This is a genomic window from Gordonia sp. JH63 (genome assembly GCF_009856645.1).
In the GTDB taxonomy this organism is placed as follows: domain Bacteria; phylum Actinomycetota; class Actinomycetes; order Mycobacteriales; family Mycobacteriaceae; genus Gordonia; species Gordonia hongkongensis.
Genome location: NZ_CP047235.1, coordinates 3,933,927 through 3,947,979, shown reverse-complemented (window position 1 = coordinate 3,947,979; position 14,053 = coordinate 3,933,927). Strand labels below are relative to the sequence as shown.

The window sequence follows — 14,053 nt, the reverse complement described above, 5'->3', positions numbered from 1 at the left end:
GCGCAGAGAACACTCGGGGGGAATGGGGAACGTAGGACGAGACGGTAGGCGACGAGGCGAGATGGAGGCCCAACGGTGACCGATGTGGTGCATGTGGCGACGAGGTCCGACGTACCGGCCATCGTGTTCGGTTCGCGTCGCGTCAGCTACGCCGAGTTCGGGGCGCGCGTCGACTCACTCGCTCGTCACCTGATCTCGATCGGGGTCGGGCCCGACGTCGCCGTGGCGGTCGCCATCCCGCGCTCGGTCGAGTTGCTCGTCGCCATACACGGGATCGTCGCCGCCGGCGGCCACTACGTGCCGCTGGACATCGACGCACCGCAGGACCGCACCCGGTACATGCTCGAGACGGCGGAGGCGCGGCTGGTCCTCGTCGGCCCCGATGAGTCCGTCGAGCTGCCCGCGGACGTCACGGTCGTCGTCCTCGACACCAGCGTGGAGATCGACCTCGCCACCGCACCAGTCACCGATGCCGAACGCCGGGCGCCGTTGCGTCCCGACGACGCGGCGTACACGCTGTTCACCTCGGGGTCCACGGGGCGGCCGAAGGGCGTGACGGTGTCGCATTCGGCGATCGTGAACCGCCTGGAGTGGATGCGGGACTGGTACTCGATCAAGGACTCGGACGTCTTCGTGCAGAAGACACCGGTCACCTTCGACGTGTCCGTCTGGGAGTTGTTCCTGCCGTTCGCCGTGGGGGCGACGCTCGTGGTCGCCGAGCCCGATCGGCACGGGGATCCGCGCTATCTGGCGGAGTTGATCACGGCCGAGAAGGTGTCGGTCATCCACTTCGTGCCGTCGATGCTGTCGGTGTTCCTGGATGTGCTCGGCGATCGCGTGGGCGACCTGTCGTCGCTGCGGCTGACCTTCACCTCGGGTGAGGCGCTGACCGCGCCGGTGGCGCAGGCGCTGGTCGCGGCCCTGCCGCACACCGAGGTCCACAACCTCTACGGCCCGACCGAGGCGGCGGTGGACGTGACCGCCCACCAGGTGCGGGCCGGGGAGACATCGGTGCCGATCGGGGTCCCGGTCCCGAGCACCACGACCTTCGTCCTCGACTCGCGCCTGCAGCTCGTGCCGTCGGGCGTGCCCGGGGAACTGTATCTGGGCGGCGTGCAGCTCGCCCGCGGTTACGCCTCGCAACCCGCCCTGACCGCCGAACGGTTCGTCGCCAGCCCCTTCGCCGCTCCGGCGCGCGACGAGGTCGCGGGCGGTGCCGAGGGCTTCGCCGATCCCGGTGAGCGGTTGTACCGCACCGGTGACCTCGTGCGCTGGAACGCGCGCGGCCAGCTGGAATACCTGGGCCGCACCGACTTCCAGGTGAAGCTGCGCGGACAGCGGCTCGAGCTCGGGGAGGTCGAGTCCGTTCTGATGTCGGCGCCGGGTGTCCTCCACGCGGCCGCCACCGTGTCGAAGGTCTCCGGACAATCCCATCTCGTCGCCTACGTCTCGCCCGCATCCGTCGACGTCGACGCGGTGAAATCGGCGGTCGCGCAGGCGCTGCCCGCCTACATGCGGCCCACGGTGTGGATGACCCTCGAACGGTTGCCGCTGAACAGTGCGGGCAAGGTCGCCCGCCGGAAGCTGCCGGTCCCCGAACTCACGGTCGAGGAATTCGCGGCGCCCGAGTCCGACGCCGAGACCTCGATCGCGGCCATCGTCGCCGACGTGCTGGGCACCGACCGCGTCAGCATCACGCAGTCGTTCTTCGACCTCGGCGGCAACTCGCTGTCCGCGGCCCGGGTGGCGGCGCGCGTCGCCGACCTGCTCGACGTCGACGTGTCCGTCGGCGACCTGTTCGACGCGCCGTCGGTGCGCGACCTGGCCGCCCTGGTGTCCGGACGGGGGAGGAGTGTCCCGCGCGTCACCGCCATGCCGCGACCCGACCGGCTGCCGCTGTCGACGGCACAGAGTCGGATGTGGTTCATCAACCAGTTCGACACCACCTCGGCGGCCTACAACATCCCGATGGCGCTGCGCCTGACCGGAACCCTCGATCTCGACGCTCTCGAGGCCGCGGTCGGTGACGTGGTGGCCAACCACGAGATCCTGCGCACCACCTATCCCAGCGACGAGCACGGTCCGGTCCAGGTCGTCACCGACCCCGAGACGGCCCGCGCCCGCCTCGACTGGCGGCTCGTCGACGCCGAGGAAGAACTGTTCGTCTCGGCGACGAGCGGCTTCGACGTCTCCGCCGAATATCCGCTCCGGGTCCGGGTCCTCCGCCGGGACGAGAACGCGGTGGACGTGGTGGTCACCGTGCACCACATCGCTTTCGACGGCGAGTCGACCCCGGTGTTCGTGCGCGACCTGCTCGGCTCCTACCTGAGCCGGACGGACGGCGCGCCGCCGGTCGCCGCGCCCGCGGTCCAGTATGCGGACTTCGCCCTCTGGCAGCGCGAATACCTCGGTGCCGCCGACGATCCGGGCACGCCGATGGGTCGCCAGCTCACACACTGGCGCTCCGTCCTCGCCGATCTCCCGGCGGTCACCGACCTGCCCATGGACCGCCCGCGGCCGGCCGTCCTCGACACCGCGGCCGCGGTCGAGTCGGTCACCGTGGACGACGCACTCGCCACTGCACTCGAAGATCTCGCGCGTAGCCGCGACGTCACGCCGTTCATGGTCCTGCACGCCGCCCTCGCCGTCACGGTCGCCCGGCTGGCCGCCACTCGGGACGTCGTCATCGGCACGCCGGTCGCGGGCCGGCCGGACGCCGCGCTCCACGACCTCGTCGGCATGTTCGTCAACACGCTGGTACTGCGGACCGCGGTCGACCCGGCGTCGTCGATGGACGATCTGATCGCCACGATCCGCGCCGTGGACCTGGACGCCTTCGCCCACGCCGATGTGCAGTTCGACGATCTGATCGAGGAGCTGGCGCCGGAACGGTCGACGTCCTACCCGCCGCTCGTACAGATCGCCTACACCCTCGTCGCCGCGGGCGGCCGGCCGGAGGAGATCGACCGGGTGGAGCTGTCGGGCCTGAGCGCCGAGCCGCTCGGGGTCGCCGCACCGATCGCCAAGTTCGACCTCACCGTCTCGGTGTCCGAACGTACCGGCTCGTCGCCGATGAGGGCCGACTTCCTCTATGCGACATCGCTGTTCGACGCCGCGACCATCCGCCGCTTCGCCGAGGTCTGGCTGCAGGTGATCGCCGCGATGGCCACCGATCCCGCGCTGCCCGTCGGCGACATCGACATTGTCGGCATCGACGCCGCCACGCTCAGCGCGCCGAGTCGGAACTCGGTCGGCGAGACCTCGCCCGCCGCCGACGGCGGGGTGACCGAACCGGTGACCCTCACCGAGCTCCTCGCGCGACGAGAGCTCGACCCGCGTCGCCCTGCACTGGTCTACGACGGCGCGGACATCTCCTACGCGGAGTTCGAGGAACGAACCAATCGTCTTGCGCGTCAACTGATCTCACGCGGGGTCGGTCCCGGCGACGTGGTGGCCGTCGGCCTCGAGCGGTCCATCGGATCGGTGGTCGCGGTGTTCGGCGTCATCAAGGCGGGGGCCGCCTACGTACCGATCGACCCGGCCTACCCGAGCGACCGCATCGCGTTCATGGTGGCCGATTCCGGCGTACGACTCGGCATCACCGACGCGTCGACGCGCACTCGACTGGGCGAATCGTCCTGTGAATGGCTCGAGCTCGACGAGCTCGACGAGCTCGACGATCCGGCGGTCGCGGCCGGACCCGTCACCGACGCCGAACGACGCGGCCCCGTGCGCCTCGACGACCTGGCCTACCTCGTCTACACCTCCGGTTCCACCGGTCGCCCGAAGGCCGTCGGGGTGTCCCACCGCGGCATCGCGAACTTTGTCGACGCGCTGACCGAGGTCACCGGAACACCCGTGCAGGCCCCCGACACCCGCGTCCTGCACGTCGCCTCCCCGAGCTTCGACGCCTCGGTGCTGGAGATGATGTGGTCGATCGGGGTCGGGCACACGCTCGTCGTGGCGCCCGCCTCGGAGTACGCCGGCGATGCACTCGGGCGCATCCTCGAACGTGACCGGGTCACCGACACCCTCATCACCCCGACGGTGCTGGCGACCGTCGACCCGCGGCGGGGCCGCTTCGTCCGCAATCTCGTGACCGGTGGTGAGGCCTGCCCTCCCGATCTGATCGCCCGTTGGGCCACACCGGATTCGACGCGCCGGATGTTCAACTTCTACGGCCCGTCGGAGGCCACCGTCTGGGCGACCACCGGCCGGTCGGAACCCGGCGCGCCGGTCACCATCGGGCGCCCGGTCCGCGGCTTCGCCGCCTACGTCCTGGACGGACGCCTTCATCCGGTCCCGCAGGGTGTGGTGGGTGAGCTCTACCTGTCGACCGCCGAGTCGCTGGCGCGCGGTTACCTCGGCCGGCCCGGGCTCACCGCGTCGTCCTTCGTGGCCGACCCGTTCGCCCGCGAACCGGGCCGGCGGATGTACGCCACCGGCGACCTGGTGCGGATCACCGCCGACGGCGAGATCGAGTTCGCCGGGCGCGCCGACCATCAGGTCAAGATCAACGGGCAGCGCGTCGAGCTCGGCGAGATCGAATCCGTTCTCGGTGATCAGCCGGGGGTCGGATCGGTCGTCGTCACCGGCGTCGACGACGAGCACGGACGCACGCGCCTCGTCGCGTACCTGGTGGCCGACGACACTGTCGGTGACCAGCGGCTCGATGCCGACGCGGTTCTCGCCGGAGCGGCGGATCGCCTTGCCGGACACATGATCCCGCACTCGGCGATGGTGCTCGACGAACTGCCCGTGACGCCGGGCGGCAAGCTCGACCGTCGTGCACTCCCGGTGCCCGAGTTCACCAGACCCGCCGACGGGTACGTCGCACCCGCGACGACCGCCGAGGAGACCCTCGCCGCGATCGTCGCCGGACTGCTGGGTCTCGACACCGTCTCGGTGACCGAGTCGTTCTTCGCGCTCGGCGGCGACTCGATCATGTCCATCCAGCTCGCCTCCGCCGCGAAGGCGGCCGGGCTCCCGCTGTCGCCGCGAGAGATCTTCGAGCAGAAGACCATCCGCGCGATGGCGCGGGTCGCGTCGGCGGGCGGAGGCTGCGTCCCGATGCTCACCGAACCCGCCGGTGGCCCCGCCGGCGAGGTCGACCTCCCGCCGATCGTCTCCTGGCTCGTCGACGCCGCGCGAACCCCGGCCGACCTCGCCGACTTCAACCAGTCGATGGTGCTCACCGCGCCCGCCGGACTGACCGCCGAGCACCTCGGCGCGGTCCTCCGCGCGGTCGTCGACGGGCATCCGACGCTCGGTGCCCGCCTGGAGTTCGTCGGTGCCACCCAGACCGGGGACTCCCAGACCGGGGACACCCGGGCCGGGGGCGAGTGGACCCTCACCGCCGGAACACCATTCGATCCCGACGCCTCGATCCTCGCGGTCGAGACCGATGCGGTCGCGGGAGAGACCGCGTTCGCCGACGTGCTCGTCGAGGCGCATGCCGAGGCCGCGCGCCGCCTCGACCCGGCCGCGGGCCGACTGGTGGCCGCGACGATCGTTCACGGCGCCGTACCCGAGGCCGCCGACGTGGCACCGTCCCAGGAAGATGCGAGCCGGTCCGCACGAATCGTGCTGGTGATCCATCACCTCGGCGTCGACGCGGTGTCGTGGCCGATCCTGATCGAGGATCTGCTCACCGTGCATGCCCAACTGACCGCCGGGCACCCGGTGGCGGTCCGTGCCGAGGAGACCTCACAACGTGCGTGGCAGCGTGCGCTCACCCGTCAGCTCGACTCCCGTCGCGCCGAAGCCGGGTACTGGCTCGAGCGATCACCGGCCGCCCCGACCGACTTCGGTGCGCCGCTCGACCCCGAACGCGACCGGTACGGCACGCTGACCTCGATCGTCCACCGCGTCGATCCCGCCATCGTCGATCCGCTGACGACGACTGTGCCGGAGGCGTTCTCGTCGTCGGTCGTCGACGTCCTGCTCGGCACCCTGGCGCGGGCGGTCCGGTCCTGGCAGCGAGATCGGGGCATCGCCGACGACGCCGCTGTCACCGTGCTCACCGAGGGTCACGGCCGCTACGAGGACGTCCTGCTCGCGGGCGAGGACCCGCGACGAGCGGACCTGTCGCGCACGGTCGGCTGGTTCACCTCGATCGCCCCGCTCGCCATCGACCCGGCCGACGACGTCGTCCACGCGGTCAAGGCGGCCAAGGAAGAACGACTCGGCATGCCCGACTCCGGGATCGGATTCGGTCTGCTGCGTTACGCCGGACAGTCCGGCGACGCCGCGGGTGATGCTGCGGCAGAACTTCGTTCGCGTCCGCTTCCCACCATCGCGTTCAACTACCTCGGTACCCGCGGCGCGACCGGGCGCAACGAGGACGCGCCGTCGGTGTCCGGTCGAGACGAGGCCGCGGCACCCGCTGCAGCGGCGTTCCTGCCGGCACCCGGAGCGCCGTTCCTGCCCGCCGCCGTGTCCGACGGGGTGGCCGCCATGAGTGTGCTGACGGTCAACGCGAGCACCGGCGCCTCACCCGAGGGTCGCGTGCTCTCGGCAGATCTGCAGTTCCCCGAGGCGATGCTGTCGCCGGAGGACGTCCGCGACATCGCGGGACGCTGGACGGCCGAACTCGCCGACGTGGTCCGCCTCGTCGCCGAGGGCGCCGACATCGGCCGGTCACCGGCAGACGTCCCGGGCGCCGGGGTGACACAGCACGACCTCGACACGGTGGCGCAACGATTCCCCGGCGCGGACGTCTGGGCGCTGTCACCGCTGCAGCGCGGACTCTATTTCCAGTCCCAGCTCGCCGGCACGGACCAGCTCGATGTGTATGTGACACAGGCGGTTCTGCATCTCGACGGCGAGGTCGACCTGGACCGGCTGCGGACCGCCGTCGTCGCACTGCTCGACCACCACCGCACCCTCAAATCGGGATTCGTCCGGGTGCCCAGCGGGCACGTGGTGACCGTGGTGCCGGCGACGGTGCCGCTGCGCTGGCGTGTGATCGACGTCCCGGCCGTCGGCGAGGACGATCTGCGGGCCGCGGTCGGCGAGGTGTCGGCGGCCGAGCGCACCGAACCGTTCGACCTGGCCGACCCGCCGCTGCTGCGTGCGGTGGTCGTGCGCCACGCCCGGGGGACGAGCGTCGTCATCACCAACCACCACATCCTCTTCGACGGCTGGTCGGGGCCACTCGTGCTGGCCGACCTGCTCGCGCTGTACGCCACCGGCACCCCGTTCACCGGACAGGGAACCGGCGAGCGCACCGACTTCGCGGACTACCTCGCACGCATCGCCGACGCCGACCTCGACGCCGGTCTCGCTGCCTGGCGGCGCGTCCTCGAGCCGGTCGACGAGCCCACCCTGGTCGCCCCCGGTCTCACCGGCGCCTCCGTCGAGGACCACGGAAGCGACACCGCGGCAGCCCATCTGCCCCGCGAACACCGCTGGGTCCTGGATCCCGACCTGGTCGCCGGGCTCGAGCGCACGGCCCGGCAGTCGGGGTCGACGATGGCGACCGCACTCCAGCTCGCCTGGGCGGTACTGCTGTCCCGGCTCACCGACAACCGGGTGGTCACCTTCGGCGAGACGGTGTCCGGCCGTCCGGCCGGACTCGACGGCGTCGAGTCGATGGTCGGGCTGTTCATCAACACCCTGCCCGCCGTCGTCGACGTGGATCCAGACGCCACGATCGCGGAGGTCCTCGGTCGGTTGCAGGCGGACAAGACCGCCGTCCTCGATCATCAGCACATCGGCCTGCCCGAGATCCTCACCGCCGTCGGGCGGCCACAGCTGTTCGACACCCTGACCGTGCATGAGTCCTATCCCGTCGACAACGACTCCCTGGCCGGCGGCGCCGCCAGTGCCGCAGTGGGACTGTCGATCCGGGACGTCGAGGTCTCCGACGCCACGCATTATCCGCTCAACCTGGCGACTTCGCCGACCGCGTCGGGCATCGCGGTCCGGTTGACCTATCTCCCCGACGCCTTCGCCGACGACGAGGTCGCCGTCTTCGCACGGTCCCTCGACCGCATCCTGTGGGCCATCGCGGGCGACGCTCGGACTCGGATCGGCGACATCCCGCCGATGTCGGAGGTCGACCAGACCCGCCTCGACACGTGGTCGGCCGGCCCGGAGCTGATCCCGACCGGCACCCACGTCGCCGACCTCCTCCTCGAACGCGCCGCCGCATCACCCGCCACGATCGCGGTGGTGAGTCCGGAAGGGGAGTCGACCTACGCGGAACTGGCGAGCAGGGTGAGCGTGCTCGCCCGGCGGCTGGTGGGTCTGGGTGTCGGGCCGGAAGTCGCGGTCGGCGTGTGCATCCCGCGGTCGACGGAGATGATCGTCGCCGTCCACGCGATACTCGCCGCCGGCGGGCAGTTCGTGCCGATGGACCCCGCCGCACCGGCCGACCGCATCGACTACCTGGCGCGAACCGTCGACGTCGCCGCGGTGATGGTCGGTCCGGGACAGGTCCCGGCGGGCATCGACGCGATCGACCCCGGTGTGCCCGTGGTGACCGTCGGTGGCGCCGACGACGCCGGTGAGCCGACGCCGCTCTTCGCGCCCGCGGAGCGCTCGTCGGCAGTCGTCGGCGCCAATCCGGCCTATACCATCTTCACGTCGGGTTCGACCGGTCGTCCCAAGGGCGTCACGGTCAGTCACGAAACCCTGCGCGCCCACCTCGACTACGACCGCGACGCCTACGACTTCGGCCCCGACGACGTCTTCCTGCAGGTGCTCGAGCTGACCTTCGATCCGTCCGTCGGCGAGATCCTCCGCCCGCCTCTGTCGGGTGGCCGCCTGGTCGTCATGGAGCCGGGTGCGCATCGTGACCCCGTCGCCGTCCTGCGCCATCTCGCCGACTTCGGCGTGACGTCGGCGACGCTGGTGCCCTCGATGCTCGCGGTGCTCACCGAGGTCGCCGATCCCCAACAGCTGCGCGGACTCTCACGGCTACGCTTCCTGCACACCGGCGGCGAGGCGCTCCCGCAGAGCGTCGCCGAGACCGTGCGTGAGCTGATCCCGCACGCGCCGATCCACAACCAGTACGGACCGACCGAGGCGACGATCTACGCGACCGTCGCACAGGTCGCGGGCGACTCGGTCTCCATCGGGCGTCCCGTCGCGAACACCAGCGCGTTGGTGCTCGACCACCGGTTGCGACAGGTGGCACCGGGATTCACAGGCGAGCTGTACCTCGGCGGTGTTCAGTTGGCCCGCGGATACACCTCGCGACCCGCGCTGACGGCCGAACGCTTCGTGCCGAACCCGTACGGCGCGCCGGGGTCTCGCCTGTACCGGACCGGTGACCTGGTCCGCTGGCGAGCCGACGGTGAGCTGGAATATCAGGGGCGCACCGATTTCCAGGTGAAGCTCCGGGGACAGCGGATCGAGCTCGGCGAGATCGAATCGGCGCTCACGTCGGCGCCGGGCGTCGTGTATGCGGCGGCAGCTGTCGTCGAGACCCCTGCGGGCCAGCAACTCGTGGCCTACCTGACGCCGGCCTCGGTGGACCTCGATGCGGTCAAGCACTCGGTGGCGCAAGCGCTCCCGGAGTTCATGCGTCCCGGGATGTGGACGCTGCTCGACGAGATGCCGCTGAGCAGCGCGGGCAAGATCGTGCGACAGCAGTTGCCCGCGCCGACCGTCGACACCGCCGCGATCACGCCGGTCGCCGGCCCGCGGGAAGCGGCGGCCGCGACGGTCTTCGCCGAACTGCTGTCGATGTCGCCGGAGAATGTCGGTGCCACCACGAACTTCTTCGACATCGGCGGCAACTCGTTGTCGGCGATGCGGGCGGCGGCCCGGCTCGGAGACGCTCTCGGTGTCGACGTGACGGTCCGTGACGTCTTCGAGGCGCCGACCCCGCGTCTGCTGGCCGAACGCCTCGGCGACCGTACCGGCGGACTCCCGCCCATTGTCGCGGTGTCGCCGCGGCCGGAGCGGATTCCGTTGTCCTTCGCTCAACAGCGGATGTGGTTTATCAACCAGCTCGATCCGCGTGTACCCGCCTACAACATCCCAGCGGTTCTGCGATTGTATGGACGACTCGACGTCGACGCGCTGCGGCAGGCGCTTGTGGACGTGGTGGTGCGTCACGAGGTCCTGCGCACGACCTTCCCGTCGGTCGACGGCACCCCGTATCAGTCCGTCGACCCCGCCGATACCGTTGCCGAGGGGCTCGATTGGAAGATCGTGAACTCGCAAGACGAGCTCGAGGCGGCCGTCACGACCGGCTTTGACGTCTCACGGCAGTGGCCGCTGCGGGCCAGGTTGTGGACCGTCGCGGACGACGAGTACGTGTTCACACTGGTGGCCCACCATATCGGCGCCGACGGTGAATCTCTGCGTCCGCTCGTCACCGATCTCGTGACGGCCTACGACGCTCGGTCCTCCGGTGCCACACCGCAATTCGACCCGCTGGCCGTACAGTTCGCCGACTATGCGATTTGGCAGCACGTCGTCCTGGGGTCGGTGGAGAATCCGTCGTCGGTGGTCGCCGGCGAAGTGGAACACTGGATCGACCGGCTGGCCGGACTGCCCGACGTGCTTGAACTCCCCGCCGATCGTCCGCGCCCCCAGGTGGCGACACATCGCGGCGCCCAGGTTCAGTTCGAGCTCCCCGCCGAGATCGTGGGTCGGATGGACCGGCTCGCCCGCGAATATCGCGTGACACCGTTCATGGTGATGCACGCAGCGCTGTCGACACTGCTCGCCCGGTTGTCGGCGACCGACGACATCGCGGTGGCGACACCGATCGCCGGGCGGGGCCAGAGCGTGCTCGACCCCCTTGTCGGGATGTTCGTCAACACCCTCGTATTGCGCACGCAATACGATCCGGGCGCGTCGTTCGCCGAACTACTCGACCAGGTCCGCACGGCGGTCCTCGATGCGTTCGGCCATGCGGACGTTCCGTTTGAGACGCTCGTCGAAAGGCTCAATCCGACCCGCTCCGAGGCATTTTCGCCGCTGGCGCAGGTGATGTTGACCTTCGACCAGGCGGCGGCGGGGATCCTGTCGGGAAGCACGGTCCACGAGATCGGCGAGGCATTGTCGATCGAGCCGGTCACGCCGCCGGAAGTCCCGGCCCAGCTCGATCTGACCATCACCGTGCACACCGGATCGAACCGAGCACCGTGGAGTGGTTCGGTCATCTACGCCACCGATCTCTTCGACGAGGCCACGATCGCCTCCTTCGCAGACAAACTCGTTCGTCTGCTCGACGCACTGGTCGCCGACCCGGTTGTACCGACGGGTGATGTGGCGATGATGGACTCGTCTGAGATCGGTCGCGTCATCGCTGTCGAGCACGGTGCCGCGATCGAGCTGCCGGCGGTCGAATCGGTGGCGGCTGCGGTGGCCGCTCAGGTGGCGGCCACACCCGATGCGCCGGCCCTGTTGTTGGGGGACCGGACGGTCAGCTATAGGGAGTTCGGTGCCCGGGTGAACACTCTCGCGCGTGACCTTTTCTCGCTCGGTGTCGGCCCCGATGTGGCCGTCGGACTGTGTATGCACCGGTCGATCGAGATGGTCGTCGCCATCCATGCGATCGTCGCCGCGGGAGGGCAGTACGTCCCCTTCGACACTGCGGCGCCAGCGGAGCGGGTCTCGTACATGGTGACCACCGCAGACGTTCGCATTGTGCTTGTCGCGGGCGGGCCGGTGCCAGCCGCGGTCGAGGAACTCGGCGACGCGGTGACGGTGGTGCCTGTGGATGCCTCCGAGGAGATCGCCGCGGACGCTAGGTTCGCCGGGCCGATCATCGACGCCGAACGGGACCGGCCCATCCGTCCCGACGACGCCGTCTACACCTTGTTCACCTCTGGTTCCACCGGCCGGCCGAAGGGGGTTACTCTGTCGCATGCCGCGGTGCTGAACCGTCTCTGGTGGGGTCTCGACGCCCTGCCGATCGACCAGACCGATCGCGTGGTGTTGAAGACTCCGTACACATTCGACGTCTCGGTGCCAGAGTTGTTCGCGCCTTTGATGATCGGCGCAACGATGGTCGTGTTCAGAGCTGACGGCCACCTGGACCCGGTGTACGTGGCGGCGGAGATCGCCCGCACCAGGGCAACGATGGTGCACTTCGTGCCATCGATGCTGTCGGTCTTTCTCGAGGTGGCCGGAGAGCACCGGGTTCGTGCGCTCGACTCCGTGCGCATCGTGTCGACCACGGGCGAGGCCTTGCCGCCGGCAGCCGCGGAGACGGTGCGGGCCTGGTGGCCTGACGTCTTGTTCTTCAATTTGTACGGACCGACCGAGGCGGCGGTCGAGATCACCTATGAGAAGATCGCCCACGTCTCGAAGCGCGACGCAACGGTGCCGATCGGCATTCCGGTGTGGAATTCGTCTGCGGTGGTGCTGGACTCGCGGCTGCAGCGGGTGCCGGTCGGTGTCGCCGGCGAGTTGTACCTCGGTGGGGTGCAATTGGCGCGTGGGTATGCGGCGCGTCCCGATCTGACGGCCGAACGATTCGTCGCCGACCCGTTCGGGACGGGCGGGGGCCGGTTGTACCGGACCGGCGACCTCGTCCGACGGCGTGGCGACGGTGTGCTGGAGTATCTTGGCCGCACGGACTTTCAGGTGAAGTTGCGTGGGCAGCGAATCGAACTCGGTGAGATCGAGTCGGTCATCGCTGCTGTGCCCGGGGTGGTTCACGCAGCCGCTGCAGTGGTGGCCGCGCCAGGCGGTGGCGAACACCTGATCGGGTACGTGTCCGGCGCGCCGGGGGAGTCGGTCGATCTCGACGCGGTCAGAAGCGTTGTCGCCGAATCGCTCCCGGAGTACATGCGTCCAGGGGTATGGATGCTGGTCGACGACATCGCGCTCAACAGCGCGGGCAAGATCGACCGGAAGTCGCTCCCGGAACCGGAGTTCATTGCTGGCGAGTACAGTGCGCCGGAAGGGCCGGTCGAGCAGGCAATCGCCGACGTGTTCGCGGCGGTGCTCGGTGTCGAGCGAGTGGGCGCGACCGAGGCCTTCTTCGATCTCGGTGGCAATTCGTTGTCCGCGACTCGGGTCGTCGCCCGCCTCCGGGAGCGTCATGGCTTCAGTGTCGAACTCGCGTGGTTGTTCAGCGATCCGACGGTGCGTGGTCTGGCCCGGCGACTGGTCGAGGACAACGCGGTGAGCAACGACGTGGTCATCAGCCTTCGCGGCGAGGGTTCGCGGCCGCCGCTGTTCTGCGTGCACCCGGCCGGCGGCCTGGCGTGGTTCTACGGCGGGCTGGCGCCGCACCTGTCGGACCGGCCCATCTACGGCCTGCAGGACCCGCATGTCGTGACCGGAGAGCCGAGCGTGACCGACGCGCGGGTGCTGGCCCGGCGCTATGTCGAAGAGATCCGGCGGGTCCAGCCGTATGGCCCCTACCATCTGCTCGGCTGGTCGGTCGGCGGCGTGATCGCCCACGCGATGGCCGTCCACCTCGGGGAACTCGGGGAGCAGGTCGCCTACCTGGGGATCATGGACTCCCGACCGGAGGACGAACCGGTGATCGTCCACGACGGCCCGCAGCACGGGGAGCCGATCGACGCGGCCGCGGCGGAGCCCGGGCCGGCGATCGAGCCGGACGCGTCCACTGTGGTCGACGTCCTCGGCGGTTGGCGGGATCTGTTCGATCTCGGCGACGACGTGCAGGCGTCCACCTCCGAGGAGGTCACCGCGATCATCCGGGAGCAGATCTCCGGCATGGGCCTGCTCGCGGCGGATCAGGTGGAACGCATCATGGACAGCTTCGAGTCCTCGACCCAGGTTGTCCTCGACTACCGGCCCGATGTCTTCGCCGGCGACATGCACGTGTTCACGGCGACCGAGGACAAGGACGACCCGTCGGCCCTCGCCGCGGCCTGGCGGCCGTTCGTCACCGGCGCCGTCGACAACGTCGACGTGGCCACCCACCACCTGGGGATGGCGAACGCCGACGCCCTCGCGGTCGTCGGCCCGGCGCTCGATGCTCAGCTGTCGCAGGTCGACGGCGCCGGCGAGCGGACACCGGAATGAGGGGATTTGCGTGACATCATCGACCTGACCTCGCGTGAATCCGGGTGGCGAGCCACTACGTTCGACAACAACAAAGCAGGCCGGT

General features: G+C 69.9%; 1 protein-coding gene. It reads left to right on the top strand.

Going from position 1 to position 14,053, the window contains the following annotated elements; translation table 11 throughout:
• Positions 1 to 75: 75 nt before the first annotated feature.
• A complete protein-coding gene (locus GR168_RS17665) occupies positions 76 to 13,968 on the top strand; it encodes a non-ribosomal peptide synthetase (protein WP_159371347.1) in 13,893 nt (4,630 codons plus the stop codon).
• Positions 13,969 to 14,053: the final 85 nt, after the last annotated feature.